The sequence below is a fragment of the Leucobacter muris genome, assembly GCF_004028235.1.
Classification (GTDB): Bacteria; Actinomycetota; Actinomycetes; order Actinomycetales; family Microbacteriaceae; genus Leucobacter; species Leucobacter muris.
Window position 1 is genome coordinate 102704 of sequence record NZ_CP035037.1, and the last position, 20814, is coordinate 123517.

At 71.3% G+C, this 20814-nt stretch carries 17 protein-coding genes; 10 read left to right on the forward strand and 7 right to left on the reverse strand.

Annotated features, from left to right (window positions below; translation table 11 throughout):
* Positions 1–24 precede the first annotated feature (24 nt).
* Both speB and Leucomu_RS00490 read left to right on the forward strand, forming a co-directional pair.
* Positions 25–978, forward strand: coding sequence for an agmatinase (speB, locus tag Leucomu_RS00485; RefSeq protein ID WP_017884197.1), 954 nt, complete (start codon positions 25–27; stop codon positions 976–978).
* Positions 975–1874: a polysaccharide deacetylase family protein gene (locus Leucomu_RS00490; RefSeq protein ID WP_128385995.1), complete on the forward strand. Its 900-nt coding sequence runs from the start codon at positions 975–977 to the stop codon at positions 1872–1874. Before speB ends, Leucomu_RS00490 begins: the two co-directional genes overlap by 4 nt.
* Positions 1875–1895: 21 nt before the next feature.
* On the opposite strand, the gene nucS is transcribed toward Leucomu_RS00490, so the two are convergent.
* The gene (nucS, locus tag Leucomu_RS00495; protein ID WP_031290058.1) at positions 1896–2588 is read right to left on the reverse strand and encodes an endonuclease NucS; all 693 of its coding nucleotides are present in this window, start codon (positions 2586–2588) and stop codon (positions 1896–1898) included.
* 88 nt (positions 2589–2676) lie between these two features.
* Entirely contained in the window at positions 2677–4065 is a 1389-nt protein-coding gene (locus Leucomu_RS00500; RefSeq protein WP_017884200.1) for an MFS transporter, read from the reverse strand.
* A 119-nt stretch (positions 4066–4184) separates the two neighbouring features.
* On the opposite strand from Leucomu_RS00500, the gene Leucomu_RS00505 reads away from it, so the two are divergent.
* Positions 4185–5747, forward strand: coding sequence for an alpha/beta hydrolase (locus Leucomu_RS00505; protein ID WP_017884201.1), 1563 nt, complete (start codon positions 4185–4187; stop codon positions 5745–5747).
* A 53-nt stretch (positions 5748–5800) separates the two neighbouring features.
* Here Leucomu_RS00505 and Leucomu_RS00510 read toward each other — a convergent pair whose 3' ends face one another.
* Entirely contained in the window at positions 5801–7159 is a 1359-nt protein-coding gene (locus tag Leucomu_RS00510) for an MATE family efflux transporter (RefSeq protein ID WP_128385996.1), read from the reverse strand.
* 140 nt (positions 7160–7299) lie between these two features.
* Here Leucomu_RS00510 and Leucomu_RS00515 point away from each other — a divergent pair, with 140 nt between their 5' ends.
* The 4 genes from Leucomu_RS00515 to ppgK all read left to right on the forward strand — a co-directional run bounded on the left by Leucomu_RS00515 (position 7300) and on the right by ppgK (position 14405).
* Entirely contained in the window at positions 7300–9294 is a 1995-nt protein-coding gene (locus Leucomu_RS00515) for a M13 family metallopeptidase (protein WP_128385997.1), read from the forward strand.
* Between the two features lie 547 nt (positions 9295–9841).
* Positions 9842–12103, forward strand: a complete 2262-nt coding sequence (locus Leucomu_RS00520) for a hypothetical protein (RefSeq protein WP_128385998.1) — start codon at positions 9842–9844, stop codon at positions 12101–12103.
* A 173-nt stretch (positions 12104–12276) separates the two neighbouring features.
* Positions 12277–13503 (forward strand): SdrD B-like domain-containing protein, encoded by a 1227-nt coding sequence (locus tag Leucomu_RS15050; RefSeq protein ID WP_164884480.1) that lies wholly within the window; start codon positions 12277–12279, stop codon positions 13501–13503.
* 167 nt (positions 13504–13670) lie between these two features.
* Positions 13671–14405, forward strand: coding sequence for a polyphosphate--glucose phosphotransferase (gene ppgK, locus Leucomu_RS00530; protein WP_128385999.1), 735 nt, complete (start codon positions 13671–13673; stop codon positions 14403–14405).
* A 43-nt stretch (positions 14406–14448) separates the two neighbouring features.
* Here ppgK and Leucomu_RS00535 read toward each other — a convergent pair whose 3' ends face one another.
* The 3 genes from Leucomu_RS00535 to Leucomu_RS00545 all read right to left on the reverse strand — a co-directional run bounded on the left by Leucomu_RS00535 (position 14449) and on the right by Leucomu_RS00545 (position 16676).
* On the reverse strand, positions 14449–15114 hold the full coding sequence (locus Leucomu_RS00535; RefSeq protein WP_128386000.1) for an SRPBCC domain-containing protein: 666 nt from the start codon (positions 15112–15114) through the stop codon (positions 14449–14451).
* A gap of 173 nt (positions 15115–15287) precedes the next feature.
* On the reverse strand, positions 15288–15554 hold the full coding sequence (locus Leucomu_RS15300) for an ArsR/SmtB family transcription factor (protein ID WP_228407145.1): 267 nt from the start codon (positions 15552–15554) through the stop codon (positions 15288–15290).
* 135 nt (positions 15555–15689) lie between these two features.
* Positions 15690–16676 carry a tRNA uridine(34) hydroxylase gene (locus Leucomu_RS00545; protein WP_017884209.1) on the reverse strand — a complete coding sequence of 329 codons (987 nt, stop codon included), beginning with the start codon at positions 16674–16676 and terminating at the stop codon, positions 15690–15692.
* A gap of 58 nt (positions 16677–16734) precedes the next feature.
* Here Leucomu_RS00545 and Leucomu_RS00550 point away from each other — a divergent pair, with 58 nt between their 5' ends.
* Both Leucomu_RS00550 and Leucomu_RS00555 read left to right on the forward strand, forming a co-directional pair.
* Positions 16735–18147: a pyridoxal phosphate-dependent decarboxylase family protein gene (locus tag Leucomu_RS00550; protein ID WP_128386001.1), complete on the forward strand. Its 1413-nt coding sequence runs from the start codon at positions 16735–16737 to the stop codon at positions 18145–18147.
* Positions 18148–18279: 132 nt separating this feature from the next.
* Complete coding sequence (locus tag Leucomu_RS00555; RefSeq protein ID WP_017884211.1) at positions 18280–19110, forward strand: MerR family transcriptional regulator; 831 nt, start codon at positions 18280–18282, stop codon at positions 19108–19110.
* A 7-nt stretch (positions 19111–19117) separates the two neighbouring features.
* Here the strand turns inward: Leucomu_RS00555 and Leucomu_RS00560 are convergent, their stop codons facing one another.
* A complete protein-coding gene (locus Leucomu_RS00560; RefSeq protein ID WP_128386002.1) occupies positions 19118–19933 on the reverse strand; it encodes a FadR/GntR family transcriptional regulator in 816 nt (271 codons plus the stop codon).
* Between the two features lie 195 nt (positions 19934–20128).
* Here Leucomu_RS00560 and Leucomu_RS00565 point away from each other — a divergent pair, with 195 nt between their 5' ends.
* A complete protein-coding gene (locus Leucomu_RS00565; protein ID WP_128386003.1) occupies positions 20129–20686 on the forward strand; it encodes a YbhB/YbcL family Raf kinase inhibitor-like protein in 558 nt (185 codons plus the stop codon).
* The last annotated feature ends 128 nt before the right edge of the window (positions 20687–20814 follow it).

Below are 20814 nucleotides of genomic sequence, written 5' to 3' on the forward strand. Positions count from 1 at the left end.
CCCACGAGAGAACAGGATCCATCAGTGACTACGAACCCCATCCCCCCGATCGACGGTCAGGTCTCGCCGCGCTACGCGGGATTCACGACGTTCGCGAGGCTGCCACGGATCGGCGACGTGCCGCGCCACGACATCGCCGTGGTCGGCGTGCCGTTCGATGCGGGGGTCACCTACCGCCCGGGCGCCCGGTTCGGCCCGGGGGCGATTCGCGAGGCCTCGCGACTGCTGCGCCCCTACAACCCGGCACTCGAGGTGGCGCCGTTCGACTCGGTGCAGGTGGTCGACGCGGGCGACGTCGACTGCAACCCGTTCGACATCACCACCGCGCTCGGCGAGATCGAGGCCGGCGTCTCGGCGCTGGCCGAGGGCGGCCGCCCGGTCGTCGTGCTCGGCGGCGACCACACGATCGCGCTCGCCTCGCTGCGCGCCCTGCATCGCGAGCACGGGCCGATGGCGCTCGTGCACTTCGACGCGCACCTCGACACCTGGGGCCCCTACTTCAACACTCCGGTGACGCACGGCACCCCGTTCAGGGTCGCCATCGAGGAGGGGCTGCTCATCAAGGAGCACTCGGCGCACGTGGGCATCCGCGGTTCGCTGTACAGCGCCGACGACCTGACCGACGACGCCGAGCTCGGCTTCACGATCGTGCACGCGCGCGAGTTCCACACGACCCCGTTCACCGAGATCATCGACCGCATCAGCGCCCGGGTGGGCGACGCGCCGCTCTACATCTCGATCGACATCGATGTGCTCGACCCCGCGCACGCGCCGGGCACGGGCACCCCCGAGGCGGGGGGCCTCACCAGTCGGGAGCTGCTCGAGCTGCTGCGCGGGCTGCGGCACAAGAACCTCGTGGGAGCCGACGTGGTCGAGGTCGCCCCGGCCTACGACCACGCCAGCATCACCGCGGTGGCCGCGTCGCACTGCGCGTACGATCTCGTCTCGATCATGAGCGACCGGGTGGCGGCGGGATGAGCGCTGCCGCGGATCGCCCGCATGCGCGAGCGCCGCTCGAGTGGCCGGGCGGCGCCCGGTGCGCGGCGTCGTTCTCGTTCGACGTCGACGGGGAGTCGGCCGCGCTCGCGGCCGCACCCGGGACGGCGCGCAGCCTGAGCGTGATGACGCACCAGGCGTACGGGCCGCGCGTGGGGGTGGGGAGGCTGCTCGACATCCTCGACCGAGTCGGCGTGCGCAGCACCTTCTTCGTGCCGGGGTTCACCGCCGAGCTGCACCCGGGCGCGGTGCGCGACATCGCCGCCGCCGGGCACGAGATCGCCCACCACGGCTATCACCACGTGCGGCCGGCCGGGCTCGACCCCGAGCAGCAGGCGGAGCAGCTCGACCGGGGCTCCGACGCCCTCGAGCGGCTCACCGGCGATCGCCCGCTCGGCTACCGGGCGCCGATGTGGGATCTCTCGTGGGAGATGCCGGCGCTGCTCGCCGAACGCGGGTTCCTCTACGACTCCAGCCTCATGGACGACGACTTCCCCTACGTGCTCTCCCCGGGTGAGCAGGGCGCCGCCGAGGGGGCGCGCACGCTCGTCGAGATCCCGATCCAGTGGGCGCTCGACGACTGGGAGCAGTACTGCTTTCTACCGGACGTGACCGAGCTGGGGCCGATCCAGACGCCGGCGCACGCCGTGGAACTCTGGCGGAGCGAGCTCGACGGCATGCGGGAGCACGGCGGGTGCTGGGTGCTCACCAACCACCCGTTCCTGTCGGGCCGCCCCGGCCGGGCAGCGGTGCTGGAGCGCTTCATGGCCGATGTCGCGACGATGAGCGACGTCTGGATCGCGCCGCTCGGCGAGATCGCGCGGCGCACCGTCGAGCAGGCGCCCGCGCCGAGGGGTCTTCCGCGCATCGAACCCTGAGCGCCGCCGAGGCCGGGCACTTCAGAACAGGGTGTTCTGATCCTCCATGCCGCGCATCGAGTCGTAGTCGAGCACGAGGCAGCGGATACCGCGATCCTCGGCGAGCGTGCGCGCCTGCGGCTTGATCTCCTGCGCCGCGAAGACCCCCTGCACGGGGGCGAGCTTCGGGTCGCGGTTCATGAGCTCGAGGTAGCGGGTGAGCTGCTCGACGCCGTCGATGCCGCCGCGGCGCTTGATCTCGATCGCCACCGAGGCGCCCGAGGCGTCACGGGCGAGGATGTCGACCGGGCCGATCGCCGTCATGTACTCGCGGCGCACCAGCGTGTGGCCCTCGCCGACGAGCTCGATCTGGTCGGCGAGCAGCTCCTGCAGGTGCGCCTCGACGCCGTCCTTGATGAGGCCGGGGTCGACGCCCAGGTCGTGCGACGAGTCGTGGAACACCTCGAACACCGAGACGATGAGCTTGTCGGCGGTCTTCTTGTGGGTGACCTGCCAGGCCTCGACGATGCCGGCGGCCTGCTGATCCTCGTCGAGCTCGACGGCGGTGAGCGAGCAGGGCGGGCTCATCCAGTTGAGCGGCTTGTAGGAGCCGCCGTCGCTGTGCACCAGGATGGAGCCGTCGTTCTTGAGCATGAGCACGCGCTTGGCTCGCGGCAGGTGCGCCGAGAGGCGGCCCGCATAGTCGACCGAGCAGTCTGCAACAACGATTCGCACCCGCCGTAGTTTACCCGCTCACCCGTTCGCCCGCTTGCTCCGGCGGGTACGGCGAGTGCGGGAGCCCCGGGAGCACGAGAGGCGCGGGTCAGCGCCGCGCCCGCGTCGCCGAGGCCGCGAACAGCACGTATACCGCGAAGGGCAGCAGCGCCCAGAACGCGGTGAGCAGGCCGATGTGCTCACCCAGGAAGCCGAACGCCATGGGCCCCACGAGCATCGCCCCGTAGCCGATGGCCGAGACGGCTGCGACGTCGCGGGCCGCCGTGTCGGCGCGGTCGGCGGCCGCCGAGATCGCGATCGGCCAGCCGAGCCCGGTGCCGACGCCCCAGGCGAGCACGCCCAGCACTGCGCCGGGGGTGCCGGGCGCGAGGATCGTCGTGACCACTCCGGCGGCGGCGAGCACGGCGGAGGCGCGCAGCACGGCCACCCGGCCGAAGCGGGTGATGAGCCACGATCCGGCGATCCGCACCGACATCACCGCCGCGAAGAACACGCTGAGCATCATCGAGCCGAGGTGGTTGCTGAGCTCTCGGCCGTCGACGAGGGCGAGCGGCAGCCAGTCGCTGGCGGTGCCCTCGAAGAGCCCGAACGAGAGGGTGAGCAGGCCGATGAGGAAGATGCGCGGATCCCGCCAAGGGCTGGAGGGGCGGGCGGATCCGGACCCCCGCCGCGGCTGCTCGCCCGCGGCGCCGTTCGCATCGCGGTCCCTGCCCCTGGTCTGGATCGGGATCGAGCCCGTCATGGTGGTGAAGGCGGGCCGCTGCCCGGCGGCGGAGTCGATGATCGGGATCGAGCCGGTGGCGGGGTCGCGCTCTTCAGGCGCCGGGAGCGACGGCGAAGCGGATCCGCCGGCCCGGCCCGCGCGCTCGCCGGCCGCCCGCGCCGCCTGCTCGTCGCGGGGCAGGTTGCGCAGCAGCGCGAACAGCACGGCGGCGCTCGCGAGCATCACCGCGGCGAAGTGCACGGGCACCGGCACGTCGAGCGCCTCGGCGAGCCCGCCGAGGCTCGTGGCGGCGACCGCGCCGAGGCTGTAGCCCGCGTGCATGAGCGGCATGCGAGGGCGGCCGAACGCGGCCTCGGCGTTGGCCCCGCTCACGTTCATGGCGACGTCGCAGATGCTGAACGCGAAGCCGTAGGCGAAGAGCACGGCGAGGCCGGGCGGGATGGCGCCGCTCATGATGATGGCGGCCGCGCCCGGCAGCAGGATCGTGGTGGCGATGATGCCGACGAGGATGGTGCGGCGCGGCCCGAAGCGGTGCACGATGCGCCCGGAGAGCACGAGCCCGGCGAGACTGCCCACCGCGAGGCAGAGGCCGTAGACGCTCATCTCGGTGGCGCTGGCGTCGAGGTGGTCGCGCACGGCCGGCAGGCGGCTCAGCCAGGTGCCGAAGCCCAGGCCGACCACGAGGAAGACGACGGGCACCGTGCGCACCCAGCGCACGACCAGGGCCCGTTCGAATGCGGCGCGTTCTATCACGGATCGAGTCTAGGGCGTGCCCGCTGATCCTCGCCTGCTGCGCGCGAACCCACGCGGGGCGTCGAGGGCGGCCCTCAAGCCCTATAGTGAACCTAGTCCAACTTCGCATCGGAGGATTCATGGCAGATCGTCGACTCGGCAGCATCGGCGCGTCCTCCGCGCGCATTTCGCGCGCTCAGCGCGCCCGCTTCGCAGCTCTGGCCGCGCTCGCCGCCGGGGTGCTGGTGCTGAGCGGCTGCGCGCCGGCCGTCGACGACTCCGAGAACGCCCTCCAGGCAGAGACATTCCCCGGCGTGTACGCGCAGACGATCGAGTGGGGCGAGTGCGACCTCTCGGAGATCGAGGACGGCGCGGCGAAGCGCCTCGAGGAGAAGGGGGCGCCACTCGACGAGTACCAGTGCGCCGCGGTCGAGGCCCCGCTCGACTGGAACGACCCGCGCAACCACGAGACGATCGAGCTCTCGGTGAACCAGCGCGCTGCGACCGGCGACGGCGAGCCCCTCGGCACGCTGTTCGTCAATCCGGGCGGCCCCGGCGCGAGCGGTGTCGATCTCGCCTACCGCCTGTCGATCATGCCGGGCGCCGAGCGGGTGACGGAGCGCTACGCGGTGGTCGGCTTCGATCCGCGGGGCATCGGCCGCAGCTCGCGCATCGACTGCCCGGGGTTCTCGGATGTCGCCGAGCTCGAGATCGCGCTGTGCGCCGATGCGAACCCGCTCGCCCACTCGATGGGCACCTCGCAGGTGGCGCGCGACATGGAACTGCTGCGCACGCTCCTCGGTGATGACAGCCTGCACTACCTCGGCTACTCGTACGGCACTGTGCTCGGCGCGACCTACGCGACCCTGTTTCCCGAGCGGGTGGGCCGCCTCGTGCTCGACAGCGCGATCTCGGCGAACTGGGGCGCCCCGGTCAACCGCTTCAAGCAGCAGGCCGCCATCGCCCGCGAGACGGTCGCGCTGCTGAGCGGCTGCGCGACCGAGTACGGCAGATCGGACTGCCCGATCGAGAGCGAGGAGCAGTTGCAGCAGGCGATCGACCGGCTCGATGAGACCCCGCTCGTGGCGAGCACCGGCGACGAGCTCGACGGAGGCGTGCTGCTGGAGTTTCTCACGGCATCGCTCTACGGCATTCCCGAGGGGCGAGAGCTGGCGCTCGACCGGCTCGCGAGTGCGATGCGCGGCGAGCAGCAGGGCATCGATGAGATCCTCGAGAGCATGGCGAGCGGCGGCGCCGCGGTGGGGATCGAGGGGTCGATCGTGAGTTGCCACTCGTTCCCCGATGACCCGGACCTGGTGGGCTTCCTCGAGTACGTCGAGGAGGCGGGTCTGCCCGAGATGCTCGGCGGGCCGGAGATCGACGACGAGGCCCTGCTCCCGTGGATCGATCTGTCGTGCGACGCGCTGCCCGAGAGCGGCGATGACATCACCGACTCGTTCTCGGGGTCGCCCGACGCGCCGATCCTCGTGATCGGCGTGCTCGGCGACCACGCCACGCCCTACGAAGGGTCGGAGCAGCTGGTGCGGGAGCTCGGCAACGCGCGCCTGCTCACCCTCGACGGGCACGGGCACGGCGCGAGCTACCTCGGGCGCTCGAGCTGCGTGAACGACGCGACCACGGCCTATCTGCTCGAGGGCGAGCTGCCCGAGCCGGGAGCCGTCTGCGAGTCCGACGCGGGTTGATCGGGGGCTGACCGGGTTCCGGGCGCGGATCGCGAGCCGTCGACGGGACGGGGTCAGGCGCCCAGCCGCACCCATCGGTTGCCGCGCGCCCGGATCCCGAGCGTCACGGCGCGCGCCAGCATGAAGACGAGCGTGAACCCGGCGGTGAGCGCGACGAGCGCGGCGGTGCCGCTCGGCACGAGCACCGTCAGCAGCCACAGCGCGGGCAGGTAGACGGCCAGGTTGACGAGGCTCGTCCACGCCAGATAGCGCGCGTCTCCCGCGCCCATGAGCACGCCGTCGAGCACGAAGACGTAGCCGCCGAGAGGCAGCGAGATCCCGAGCACCAGCAGGGCGGGGGGCAGGATCGCGAGCACCGCCTCGTCGCTCGTGAAGACGCGCCCCACCACGGGGCTGGCCGCGGCGAGCAGCACGCCGATCACCGCGCCGCACGCGACCCCCCAGAAGACGGTGCGCCGCACGATGAGCCGAGCCCGCCGGGCGTCGTGCGCGCCGAGGGCGTCGCCGATCAGCGCCTGGGCGGCGATCGCGAGGGCGTCGAGTGCGAACGCCGCGGTCGAGAAGAGGGTGAACACCACTTGATAGCCGGCGGTGGCGGTGGTGCCGTGGCTCGTCGCGGCGAACACCGTGACGAGCAGCGCGGCGCGCAGCCCGGCCGTGCGGATGAAGAGCCAGCCGCCGCTGCGACCCGCGTGGGCGAGGCCGTCGCGCCGCGGCAGGAAACCAGCGCCGGCCCGCCCCGCGTGCCGCGCGATCACCACGATGTAGACCGCGACCATGCCCCACTGCGCGAGCACCGTGCCCCACGCGCTGCCCGCGATGCCGAAGCCGAGGCCGTAGATGAACCACCAGTTCAGTGCGGCGTTCGCGGTGAAGCCGATCGTGGCGACCGCGAGCGGGGTCTTGGTGTCCTGCAGGCCGCGCAGCAGGCCGCTCGCCGCGAAGACCACGAGCATGGCGGGGATGCCGAGGCACGAGATGGTGAGGTACGTGAGCGCCAGCTCGGCGGTGCGCTGTTCCACGTGGAACAACGTCACGAGCGGCCCGCTGGCCGCCCACAGCACGGCCCCCACCGCGACGCCGATCGCGAGCGCGAGCCAGAGGCCGTCGATGCCGGCCTGCACCGCCCCGCGCAGGTCGCCCGCCCCGCGTCGGCGCGCGACGAGGGGCGTGGTGGAGTAGGCGAGGAAGATCATGAGCCCCACGGCGGTCTGCAGGATCGCCGCCGCGACCGCGAGCCCCGCGAGCGGGGCGGCCCCGAGATGCCCCACGAGCGCGGAGTCGACCACCAGGAACAGCGGCTCGGCGACGAGCGCGCCGAGGGCCGGCACCGCGAGGTGCGCGATGCTGCGGTCGATGCGGCGGCGCGCGCCCCGCGATTGTCGCCACCGCCCTCGTCCGATTTCCGACATGCTGAGCATGTTAGCGGCGACCCCGACAGGTCTGCGACGCCGCAGCCGCGCCGGCTGACGCGACACGCGCGACCGCGCCGTCCTCGCGCGGCCCGCGTGCGCTGAGCCGCGATCCAACCGACACGCCCTAGGCTGGTGCCATGACCAATGCCGCCTCAGTCTCCGGTATCGACCTCTCCGAACTCGATCCTGCGGTCAGGCCGCAGGACGACCTCTTCCGCCACGTCAACGGCAAGTGGATCGAACGCACCGAGATCCCGTCCGACAAGGCGCGCTACGGCTCGTTCGCGGTGCTCGCCGAGAACGCCGAGGAAGCGGTGCGCGACATCATCACGGGCACGGAGGCTCCCGCGCCCGGACTGATCGAGGGCGGCGAGTCCCGAGAGGCCGACAAGGTGGCGGCGCTCTACGCGAGCTTCATGGACACGGAGCGGGCGGATCACCTCGGTGCCGAGCCCATCGCGGGCGACGTGGCGCGGGCCCGCGCCGTCTCGTCGATCCCCGAGCTGATCTCGGTGGTCGCCGAACTCGAGCGCCAGGGCGTGAGCGGCTTCTACGGCATGTTCGTCGACAACGACCCCGGCGATCCCTCCCGCTACATCGTGTTCGTGATGCAGGGCGGCCTCGGCCTGCCCGACGAGTCGTACTATCGCGAAGAGCAGTTCGCCGCGATCCGCGAGCAGTACCGCGCCCACATCGCCCGCATGCTCGACCTCGCCGGCGTGGCCGAGGCAGACGAGGCCGAGCGCCTCGCGCAGCTCGCCTACGACCTCGAGCGCCGCATCGCGGCCTCGCACTGGGACAAGGTCGCGAGCCGCGACATCCAGAAGCTCTACAACCTGCGCACCCTCGAGGGGCTGCAGCAGATCACGCCCCGCCTCGACTGGCGCGCCTACCTCGCCGACATGGGGGCGCCCGAGCAGGCGTTCGCCGAGGTCGTCGCCGCGCAGCCCGAGGCGCTCGCGGGCCTCGCCGAGCTGCTGGTCGACGAGGAGCTCGAGGCGTGGCGGGCCTGGCTGCTGTGGTCGATCGTGCGCGGATCCGCGTCCCTGCTCTCGCAGCAGATCTCGCGTGCGAACTTCGACTTCTACGGCACCGCCTTGACCGGCGCCCCCGAGCAGCGCGAGCGGTGGCGCCGCGGCGTCTCGTTCGTGGAGGGCGCGATGGGCGAGGCCGTGGGGCGCCTCTACGTCGAGCGCCACTTCGACGAGAACTCGAAGGCGGCGATGGACGAGCTGGTCGGGCACCTCATCGAGGCGTACCGCGACTCGATCCAGCGACTCGAGTGGATGGGCCCCGACACGAGGCGGCGCGCCCTCGACAAGCTCGACCGCTTCACGCCCAAGATCGGCTACCCGGTGAAGTGGCGGGACTACTCGGCGCTCGCCGTCGACTCGGGCGATCTGCTCGGCAACTCCCGCCGCGTCGCCGAGGTGGAGTTCGCCCGCGAGCTCGGCAAGGTCGGCAAGCCGATCGACCGCGACGAGTGGTTCATGACCCCGCAGACCGTCAACGCGTACTACAACCCGGGCTTCAACGAGATCGTGTTCCCGGCCGCGATCCTGCAGCCCCCGTTCTTCGACGCATCCTGGGACGCCGCCGCGAACTTCGGCGCGATCGGGGCCGTGATCGGGCACGAGATCGGGCACGGCTTCGACGACCAGGGCTCGCGCTACGACGGTGAGGGCCGCCTCACCGACTGGTGGACGGAAGAGGATCGCGCGGCGTTCGAGCAGCTCACGAAGGCGCTCATCGGCCAGTACAACGCGCTCTCGCCCGAGGGCGCCGACGGCCGGCCGGTCAACGGCGAGCTGACCATCGGCGAGAACATCGGCGACCTGTCGGGCCTCGAGATCGCGTGGAAGGCCTACCTGCGCTCGCTCGGCGGGGATCAGCCGCCGGTCATCGACGGGCTGACCGGTGCGGAGCGCTTCTTCCTGGCGTGGGCGCAGGCCTGGCAGCAGAAGTCGCGCCCCGAGGAGACCGTGCGCCTGCTCACCATCGACCCGCACTCGCCCAACGAGTTCCGGTGCAATCAGATCGTGCGCAACCTGGCGCCGTTCCACGAGGCCTACGGCACGAATCCGGGCGACGGCCTGTGGCTCGACCCGGCGCAGCGCGTGAGCATCTGGTAGGCCGCTGCGGCTGCGGCAGAGGGGCGTGCACCCGCGGGGTGGGTGCCCCTCTGCCGTGTTCGGCGGGCTCGACGACTCGAACGCCGCGCTCGCGCGTGACTATGCGAACGGGTACGAGGTGAGCGAGGGCATCGATCCCGCTTGGGACGCGGGAGTGATCGAACTCGACCAGCTGGCCCCGGGCCGGGGCTTCCCGGGGCCGAACTTTCCCCGGCCGGAAGCGGCCCCTCCCCTGAGGCAGGGTGAATAGAAGGGTGAAAAGGCACGCTTCCGCCGGGGAGACACCCCCGCGGCTTCCTAGCCTGTAAGCCGAGTGGGGCTCTCAGCACCTCCGCGCGTCTGTGCGCGGCGCAGGCTGGAGACGGCGGTTCTGCACCGGCGTCTGGGGTTCATCCGTTCCGCTCTCCTTTTCTCGGCGGAGACGCCGCCGAGCGTCTTTGTGGGGAGGCACGAGTTGTCATTGAGAATGGGGATCGGAAGATCCCGAGAAGGAACCGGGCGTCAGCGCCTGTGGAAGAAACCGCTCTCCGCGCTGGCAGCTCTCGCCATGAGCGTCGGCCTGCTGACGGTCGGCGGCACGGCGGCCCACGCGCTGCCCGCGGGCATCACCGCCGCGACCATCGTCGACAGCAACGGCAACGCGGTGGCCGACGGTGCGCAGCTCGATGAGGGCACCATGCTCACCCTCGAGGTCGACTACACCGAGCTCGCGAAGGGCCAGACGTTCGACTTCAAGCTCGGCCCGAACGCGACCATCGGCACCCCTCTGCCCGCCGGCACCGTCGGCATCGACAGCTTCGAGCTCGTCGGCGGCGACACCGTGCGGGTCACCTTCAAAGACGACGCCTCCTGGCCCGAGGGCACGATCGGAGGCGCCTTCGGTCTCACCTTCGTGCTCGACGACGTCAACGGCACGGGCCTCCGCCCCATCACCTGGACCATCGGCGGTGACGAGCAGACCCTCAACATCCGTGTGCGCGACCGCGACGAGGTGCCCCCGATCGTGATCCCGGACACCATCGACAAGGCGGTGTCTGCCGGAAACCTCAACCGTTTCGTGCAGCAGACGCAGAACGGCGACGGCGACTACGTGTTCGACGGGCTCGACCCGGCCATCGCGAACGAGAACATCACCTACACCCTCACCGTCAACGTTCCCGACGGCCAGGTCTACCCGGCCTACCCGATCGGCGATCTGCTCCCGGCAGGCATGCAGTACGTGGGTGCGAGCGGGCTCGCCGGCGCCGGCGACAGCGTCGCGACCACCGCGACGCTCACGCAGTACGCGCCCGGCGGCGTCGGCGGCGCCGCCGCAGGCGTGGTCACCAACCCGCCGTTCGCCCCCGCAGTGCAGGCCGGTGATCGCTCCTTCGCCGGCACGATCGATCTCACCGGCCCGGCCACGCTCACCGTCCAGTATCAGGCGCGCATCGTCGACGTCACCGCCTACCAGAACGAGCTCGCCGCGGCCTACGACGGCCGCACGAACCCGACCGCGCCCGGCCAGTACGGCATCAGCAAGACGAACACGGCGACCTTCGGGCCCACCTCGCGCACCGACACCGCCGAATTCTCGATCAACGGCAGCGTGCCCGGCCCCTGCCCGGGGTGCAACGGCGGCTTCGCCAAGTCCGTCGAGGGCGGCAGTTGGACCCGCGAGTTCACCACCGACGTCGGCGGCAACATTCTGCCGGAGCCGGTCGACATCTCGTACCGGCTGAACGCGGATCTGAGCACCTGGGACGGCCGCAACTCCCACTTCGAGCTGAACCGCAACGTGGTCATCACCGATACCCTCCCGGCGCAGGCGAGCTGGAAGACGGGCTCGGGAGTCATCGGCCTCGCGAGCGGCTCGACGAGCCCTGACTTCTCGGCGCTGGCGCTCTTCTCGGGCGGCGCCTGCGACGCGAACACCATCGCGAGCGACGCCAACGTCGGCCGGTACTGCCTCGACGGCCAGACCCTGCGCGTCAATGTCGGCAAGCACAAGGACACGAGCGTCGGCATTCTCGTGAACGCGCAGCTCAACCGCCTCGCCGATCCGACGTCGGGCAACGGCGCGGGGCTCATCGTGAACGGCAGCACCAATGTCGCGGGCGCCACGGCGTACCGCTTCCGCAACGCGGCCACCTTCACCTACTCCGATTCGGGCGGCGTTGAAACCCGCACGGCCGACGTGCGTCCGATCCAGCTGCCGCAGGATCGCACGAACGGGCTCAACGACTCCGACGCGTTCACCAAGGCCGGTCCGACCGGCGAGGTCTCCGCGACGCCGGATGAGCCGACCGATATCGACTACCGGTTCACGGTGAAGACGGGCAAGACGGCATCGACGGAAGGCATCGAAGCGCAGGATCTGCACCTCGTCGACCACATCGACCTCTCGGTGTTCCCGCTGACCGAGCAGACGCTCTCGGCGCCGAACGTGCTGGTCTCGGGCTCCTATGCCGGCGCCACGCTGACCGCCGACGACTTCGAGCTGAGCTTGAACCGCCTCAGCGCGAACCAGGGCGATCTCACGATCACGCTCGCGCAGAGCGGCAAGGACAAGGTCGCGGGGCAGCCCGACGGCCGCGACCTGATCGTCGATCTGACGCTGCGCACGCGGGTGCTCGAGGGCAAGGAGACCCTCGACGTCAAGAACGTCGCGACGCTCTACGGCAGCGGCAACGACCCGGCGTACTGGTCGGAGCACAACGGCTCCGCCACCTCGTGGGGCGACGAGCTCGAGGCCCGCAAGCGCGTCTGGGACTCGACGCAGTGGAGCCCGTACCTGCGCACGGCATACGAGAACGGCAAGCTGACGTAGGCGCGGTACGCCTACGAGATCGAGCTGCTCGGCCACGGCAACTACAACTCCGCGAACGCGCCGACCGTACTCGACCACCTGCCGAGCAACGTCGACTTCGTCGGCTTCATCACGAGTGACGATCCAGCCGTCTGGAGCGATCCGCAGGACAGCGACACCACCCCCCCGGCCCCGTGACGAAGAACGGCATCGAGGCGAGCTACGACGGTGCCACGCACACGGTAACGATCGATCAGACGTCGGGGCGCTTCCCGGTGCAGGGCCAGATCCCGTTCCGATTCCTGGTCGAGGTCAACGACGGCAGTCAGCAGGTCGTCAACTCGCTGCTGCTCCAGGGCCTGAACACGCCGGTCTCGACGACCACGATCCAGGGCATCTCCACCCCGGGCGTCGACATCGAGAAGTGGAGCGACGAGGGCGAGGTCCCGCTCTACGCCCCCATCGGCGAGGCCCAGCCGGGTGCTTTGCTGAACGACGGTTTCGCCGGTGACTACGACGATCCCGCACCGTTCGCAGGCAAGCCGCTCGCGGGCGGCCAGTCCCAGCAGGTCAACTTCACGGTGTCGAACAACGGCCCCGACCGTCTGGTCGAAATCTCGGTGACCGATGTGCTGACCGCTGGTGCCGGCGAGATCCAGAACCTCGTCTGCGAGTTCCCCGACGGCAGCACGGGCACCACCTGGGCCGGCCCGATGGAGCTCGCGACCCAGTTCGACTGCTCGGGCACCCTGCCCGGCCTCACGGCCGGCGAGAGCCACCGCGACACCGCGACGGTGAGCGCGCGCGGCGAGGTGAACGGCGCCACCGTCGTCGACAGCGACGTGTGGAACGCGTACGCCAAGTCGTACGCCGTCGGCGACTACACCTGGATCGACACGAACAAGAACGGCAAGCAGGATGCCGATGAGCCCGCACTGCCGGGTGTGAAGGTCGAGCTGCTGAACGAGCGGGGTGAGGTCGTCGCGACGACGAAGACCGATGCGAAGGGCTTCTACAAGTTCGATCTGCTCGACGCCGGCACCTATCAGGTGCGGTTCACCCTCACCGAGCAGCAGGGCGAGCGGTACCGGTTCACGAAGCCGAACGTCGGCGATGCCGCGACCGATTCCGACGCGCTCACCGGCGGCAATCCGCTCGTGGGTCTGAGCAAGAAGTTCGTGCTCGACGATTCGAATGCGGCGCTCACCCGCGACTACGCGAACGGCGTGGACGCCAGCGAGGGCATCGATCCCACCTGGGATGCCGGTGTGATCGAGCTCGATCCGGTGGCCCCGGCCTCGAGCGGATCGGCACTGTCCGTGACCGGCGCCGACATCGCGGGGCTCATCGCCGCCGGCTTGGCGCTGCTCGCGCTGGGCGGTTCGGTGCTGGTGATCCGCCGCCGCAGGGCGACCGCCTAGCGGTCACCGAGTCCGCGGATCGCGGGGGCCGCCCCGAGGGAGACCTCGGGGCGGCCCCTTCTGCTCTCCCGCTCGCCCGACCGCGTGTGCGACGATGGCTGTACCGAGCCGCCGTCTCGCGCTGGAGCGAGGCGGGAAGAGCGCGGCCGTGAACTGGAGGAGATCGGGTGAGCACTGCATTCGGACTGGACATCGGCGGCACAGGGATCAAGGGCGGCATCGTCGACCTCGCGTCCGGCGAGCTGGTGAGCGAGCGGGTGCGCCTCGACACCCCGCAGCCGGCGACCGTCTCGGCCGTGCTCGACACCGCGGCCGCGGTGGTGACCGAGATCGGCTGGCGGGGACCGGTCGGATGCGCCTTCCCGGGTGTCGTCAAGAACGGGGTCGTCGGCTCGTCTGCGAACATCGACGACGAGTGGCTCGGAGAGCACCTCGAGCAGCACCTCGCCGAGCGCCTCGGCGCCCCGGTTCGATCTCTCAACGACGCCGACGCGGCGGGCCTCGCCGAGATGCGCATGGGGGCGGGGCTCGGGCACGACGGCGTCGTGATGATGCTGACGCTGGGCACGGGGATCGGATCCGCGCTCTTCATCGACGGCCGCCTCGTGCCCAACACCGAGCTCGGTCATCTTGAGATCGACGGGGCCAACGCCGAATCGCGAGCCTCGGCCGCGGCGCGCAAGCGCGAGGGCCTGAGCTTCGATGAGTGGGGGGTGCGGCTGCAGCGGTACTTCTCGCACGTGGAGCAGCTGTTCTCGCCCGACCTGTTCATCGTCGGGGGCGGGATCAGCCGCAGAGCCGACGAGTTCCTGCACCTCATCTCGGTGCGCGCCCCCGTCGTTCCTGCGCGACTGCGTCAGAACTCGGGTATCGTGGGCGCGGCGCTGCACAGCGTGGAGTAGGAGAGCGGGGCCGGGCCGGCGTCGCTCGCCGCCGGCCCACCGGCTACTCGGCGGCGCCCTGGCCCGTGTAGAAGCCGTACGTGGCGTCGGCACCGCGCGCCGCGGTCTCGGGGTCCGCTCCGGCGGCGACGTGGGCGGCGCCCCACCCGTCGGCGGCGGCGCGGTAGAAGGCGCGCCCCTCGGGCGTGAACGCCCAGGCCTCGGCCTCGGCGGGCGACAGCGAGCCCTGCTGCGCGCCGAGGTGCAGCGCGAGGCCGAGCAGGCCGCCGTCCCAGCCGACGCCTGTGGCGCCGGGGCCGAAGGTGTCCCACATCTCAGCCGGCACGTCGGCGATCTTCGCGACGTGCTCGAGCTCGAAGCGCGTGCGCTCGGGGCCCTGCTCGGCGAGGCGCACGGTGACCCACGAGACGCCCCCGCCGAACTCCCACGTCACGCGGTACTCGGCGCGGCCGTCGGACGGAGGCGCGCACTCGAGCACCTCGCCGCCGGCGTTGCCCTCGAGCTGGTAGCGCCCGCCGAGGTGCAGATCGCCCGAGATGGGCAGGAACCAGCGCGCGATGCGCTCGGCGCTGGTGGCGGCCTCCCATACGTCATCGATGGCTGCGGGGTATTCCTGCGCGAGAGCCTGCACGCGCGCGGGTTCGCCGTCGATCTGCGCGTCGCGCAGGCTGCGGCTGACCGCATCGATCTGCGAGCGTACGTCGACCATGATCATTCCTCACTCTGGTGGTGGCCGGAATCGGCGGGGCGGGCGCCCGCGCCGGTGGTGCTGGGAGCGTCGGCGGGGGTCGCGCATCCGTCGCTCGTGCGGCGTTCCTCGGCGAGCCGACGCTGCCGCTTGCCGCGGGCGAGTTCGGTGCCGAGCGCGGCGAAGGGGCCGCGTCAGAATCGCTCGAAGGGGGTGAGCCACGCGCTCGCCTGCTGCAGGCCCCGCGGGTCGACGGCGTAGAGGCGCCGGGTGCCCTCGGGGCGAACGGAGGCGAAGCCGTGTTCTCGCAGCACGCGCAGGTGCTGGGAGACGGCCGGCTGGCTGATCCCGAACTCCTCGGAGATCACCGCGGCGATGTCGCCCGCGCTCTCTTCGCCGTCGGCGATGAGTTCGAGGATCCGTCGCCGAACAGGATCTCCGAGAATGTCGAGCGCGTGCATGGCCCCATCATTCACCCGGCGCTTATATAAGTCAAGGGTGAAATTAAGGAGCAGCCCCGCCGGTGTGAAGCGGCGCCGCGGTGGCACCGAGGTGTTCGCGACGTATCGGGCCGGAGCCCGCTGGGCAAGACCGCCTCAGGCATGCGAGAGGCAGGCCGCCCCGGCATGCTGCTCGCACGCGACGAAGCGTGCGCGGCAGCTCGGGTCGGTGCAGTTGGCGAGCCTGCTCGACGCGGAACCGCACACCGAGCAGCGCCCGAGCACCGCCGCTCCCGGGGCGAACTCCACCGCCTCGCGCCCGTCGAACACCGCGAGCGATCCCTCCCACAGCCCGTTGTTGCCGAAGGCCTCGCCGTAGCGCACGATGCCGCCGTCGATCTGGTAGACCTCCTCGAAGCCCCGTTCGCGCATGGCGGCCGAGAGGATCTCGCAGCGAACGCCGCCCGTGCAGTAGGTCACGACCGGGCGGCCCTTGATGCCGTCGTACACGCCGCTCTCGATCTGCTCGATAAAGTCGTGCGTGGTCGCGACGTCGGGCACCACGGCGCCCTTGAACCGCCCGATCTCGGCCTCCCACGCGTTGCGGCCGTCGAAGAACACCACGTCGTCGCCGCGCCGCTCGACCAGTTCGTTCACCTCACTCGGCGAGAGGTGCGCACCGCCGCCGACCACGCCGCTCTCGTCGACGCGCAGCTCGTCGGGGATGCCGAACGCGACCAGCTCGTCGCGCACCTTGACGCTCAGCTTCGGGAAGTCGACGATGCGCCGCCACGGCGCCGGTCGTGTCTTGCCGGTCAACGCGGTCGCGTCGGCTCCGCTCCCGTGAGACGGTGCGGGCACCGCCGCGCCGGCCTCGCCGGCGGAGAGCGGTTCGACGAAGCCGGTGCCCGCGCTCCACTTCGGCTCCAGCCCGGCGAACGGGCCGTACTCGCGCGTGCGCCGCAGATAGCGCTTGCAGGCGTCGAGCTCGCCGCCGACGGTGCCATTGATGCCGTGCTTCGAGATGATGATCCGGCCCCGCAACCCGAGCGATTCGCACAGCTCGCGCTGCCAGAGGCGCACCGCCTCGGGGTCGGTCACGGGCGCGAAGACGTAGTACAGCAGGATCTTGGGCTCGCTCACCCGTCCATGCTACGCGGGCGCACGCGCGCTGCGCGCGGCCCGCATTTATGATGAGACCATGTCAGCCGGCGACCAGTCTCCGAACCCGCAGCCCGACCACGCTCGCATGCACTCGGTCTCAGACGAGACCCGAGGCATCGTCGATCTGGTGCTCGAGTATTCCCGCCGCCGCATACTGGCGACCGACACCCCGCTCGACCACGCGTCGTCGCCGAAGGAGCTCCGGCGTCTCGCCGGCCCGACGATCAGCGAGGAGGGGCTGGGCAGCCGCCGAGCGCTCTCGGTCTTCGAGCACATTCTCGCTCCGGCATGCATCACCACCGACCATCCGCAGTATCTCTCGTTCATCCCGTCGGCGCCCTCGAAGGCCGCGATCGCCTTCGACCTGGTGGTCTCGGCGAGCGCCCTCTACGGCGGCTCGTGGATGGAGGGCGCGGGAGCCGTCTACGCCGAGAACGAGGTACTGGCTTGGCTCGCCTCCGAGTTCGGGCTGCCCGAGGGCGCCGGCGGCGTCTTCGTGCAGGGCGGCACGATCGGCAACCTCTCGGCGCTCGTCGCGGCCCGCGACCGGGCCCGCGCGCTGCGCGAGCGGGCCGGGCTCGTGTCGCGCCCCGAGGGCGGATGGGCGGTGGTCTGCAGCGCGGAGGCGCACTCGTCGATCAAGTCGGCGGCGCGGGTGATGGACGTCGACGTCGTGCCGGTGCTCGCTGACGATGACGGCGTGCTGCGGGCGGCCGCGGTTCGCGAGGCGCTCGAGCAGCGCGGCGATCGGGTCTTCGCAGTGGTGGCGACCGGCGGGTCGACCAACTTCGGCGTGGTCGACGATATCGCCGGCATCGCGGCCCTGAAGCACGACTTCGACTTCTGGCTGCACATCGACGGCGCCTACGGGCTGACCGCCATGCTCTCCCCCCTGGGGCGCCCGCACTTCGGGGGCGTGGAGCGCGCCGACTCGGTGATCGTCGACCCGCACAAGTGGCTGTTCGCGCCCTACGACGTGTGCGCACTCGTCTACCGCGATCCCGAGCACGGCCGACAGGCGCACACCCAGCACGCCGAGTATCTCGACGTGCTCACCGAGCGGGCCGCGTACGATCCCTCCGACTACTCGATCCAGCTCACGCGGCGGCCGCGGGGCCTGCCGCTCTGGTTCTCGCTCGCGACGTACGGCGCCGCCGCCTACCGCGAGGCCGTCACCCACTCGATCGCGCTCGCGCGGCGGATCGCCGATGAGATCGAACGCCGGCCGGGGCTGCGACTCGTGCGCCGGCCGCAGCTGTCGGTGGTGGTGTTCGAGCGCGACGGCTGGGAGCGCGCCGACTACGACCGCTGGTCGGATCGCCTGCTCGACGAGCAGCGCGCCTTCGTCGTGCCGAGCTCGCACGCGGGGCGTCCCAATACGCGCTTCGCGATCGTGAACCCGCTCACCGCCTTCGAGCAGCTCACCGAGATCCTCGACACGATGGAGTAGCGGGCGACCCGCGGAGGCGGGCGGGAGTGCGCCGGTCGCAGGAGTGGCGGTTCGCTTGACCTTGACGTAACGTCAACCTCTAGCGTGTGTTTCGAGCCGGGAGGGTCCCGGCCGAACACCCCGGAGGAACGCGTGGAGCACTCGATCCAGCAGATCGCCCGTGCGGCCGGCACGACCTCGCGCACCCTGCGTCACTACGACCGCATCGGGCTCGTGCGACCGAGCCGCGTCGGCGTCAACGGCTACCGGTACTACGACGACCGCGCGCTCGTGCGGCTGCAGCGGGTGCTGCTGCTGCGCGAGCTCGGCCTCGGGCTCGAGGCGATCGGCGAGGTGCTCAGGGCGCAGGACGCGCAGGCGCGCGGCGGGGAGCCTCCCGCCGTCGCCGAGGCCCGCATCCTGGGTGCGCACCTCGAACTGCTGAGGCGAGAGCGGGCGCGGGTCGACGCGCAGATCGGCTCGGTCGAGCGCACGATCGCGGCGCTCGACCGAGCGGGCCGAGCGGCTCCGGGCGAGGATCATGCAGAGGAGAATCTCATGTCGGAGAACATGTTCGACGGTTTCGACCACACCCGCTATCGCGAGGAGGTCGAGCGTCGCTGGGGCGCTGACGCGTACGCGAGGAGCGATCGCTGGTGGCGCGGTCTCGGCGAGCAGGGGCGGGCCGAGTGGCGCGCCCGCATGGAGCGGCTGGGTCGCGACTGGATCGCGGCGGCCGGAAGCGGCGCGGATCCCGAGTCGGCCGAGGGGCAGGATCTCGCACGGCGCCACGTCGAGTGGCTGCGGGGCGTGCCCGGCACCCCGGCCTCCGAGGCCGGCGGCGACCTCGCGGGCTACGTGCTCGGCCTCGCCGAGATGTACGCGGCCGACGACCGTTTCGCCGCGAACTACGGCGGCGCCGAGGGAGCGCGCTTCGTGCGCGACGCCCTGCGCGTCTACGTGGAGCGCGAACTGCGAGGGTAGTCCGCCGCTAGGGCGCGTTGCCCGCGGTCGCCCGCGAATCCTCTTCGACGCGCGCGTCTTCGGCGGCGCGCGCGTCGTCGATGCGCTGCTGCTGCGCGGGCGTGCGCACGAGCGGCGGCACGACCTCGTGCTGGTCGTTGACGATCACCACGTCGTGGTCGACGTGGTCGACCATCGCGTGCACGGCGTCGATGAAGTCGCGGCGGCGGATCGCGTCGAGCACCCGGGCGTGGTCGCGCTCCATCTCGGTGCCGGTGGCAACGTTCGCGAGGCGCCCGCGGTGCTCGGGGGTGCGCAGCTGGTCGTTGATGCCGGCGTAGAGCGAGGCGAGCAGTCGGTTCTTCGCCGAGTCGAAGACGAGGCGGTGGAACTTGCTGTCGAACGCCGAGTTGTCGGATCCGGCGGCGAGTCCGAGCACGGGGCAGCGGGTGCAGCCCACCTCTTCGGCGGCGGCCTGCTCGAGGGCGGCGACGTCTTCGTCGGTGCGGTGCAGCGCGGCCTGCTGCGCGGCCTCGATCTCGAGCGCGCGGCGGTAGCTGAGGATCTCCTCGAGCGTGAAGTCGTTGAGGAACTCGTTGAGCAGCGTGCTGGTGGGCGCCGAGGAGCGCACGAAGGTGCCGCGGCCGGGCAGCGTCTCGAGCATGCCCATGCTGGCGAGCGAGCGCACCGCCTCGCGCACGGTGGAGCGGCCGACGCCGGTCTGCTCGGAGAGCTCGGGCTCGATCGGGATGCGGCTGCCGACCGGCCACTCGCCGGTCGTGATCTTGCGGCGCAGGTAGGCGAGTGTGGCACGGGCTCGTTCAGAACCTGTGGTGCTTGCCATGCTTCGCCTCGCTTCGCTGCTGTGGGTGTTCCGGGTCCCGGCCCAGTATATCCGCGGGGCGCGAGTACGGGCTGCGCGGCGGCCGGATCCGCTCTAGGCTGACTGCAGGGGCCCGGTTCGCCGGTCGCCGCGGAACGCACGCGGTGTCGCGCTGGGCGCACCGGGCAGCACTGAGCACCGAGGAAGGCTGAAGCGATGACGCAGAGGAATCCGAGTCGAGGCGCGATCGATCCATACGCCGGCATGCGGGAGGTGCCGGGTTTCGCGCTCACGAGCACCGACATCCAAGACGGCGAGCCGCTGCCGGCCGAGCAGTACGCCGAGCCGGCGGGCGGTTCGAACCTCTCGCCGCAGCTGAGCTGGTCGGGGTTCCCCGCCGAGACGAAGAGCTTCGCGGTGACCTGCTTCGACCCCGACGCCCCCACCGGGTCGGGTTTCTGGCACTGGTCGGTGGCGAACATCCCCGCGTCGGTGACGGAGCTGGTGGCGGGCGCGGGCTCGCTCGGCAGCGCGCTGCTGCCCGAGGGTGCGCTCACGATGCCGAACGAGAAGCGGGAGCCGGCGTTCACGGGCGCCGCTCCGCCCGAGGGCACGGGGGCGCACCACTACTGGTTCGTGGTGCACGCGCTCGACGTCGAGCGCATCGACGTCGACCCGCAGGCCACGCCGGCGGTGATGGGCTTCACGATGCGCGACGCGGTGATCGCCCGCGCGGTGATCGTCGCCACCGGGGAGTACGGCCAGGCCGCATAGCGCGCGCCGCGGGTCGCACTCTTGGCAATACCGGTGTCGATCTGCGACACTGGCACCGTCGGCTGCGACGCCGACGGCTTCGATTTCACAACGGATCGTCCGGCACGTACCTGCCGGTGAAACGAGAG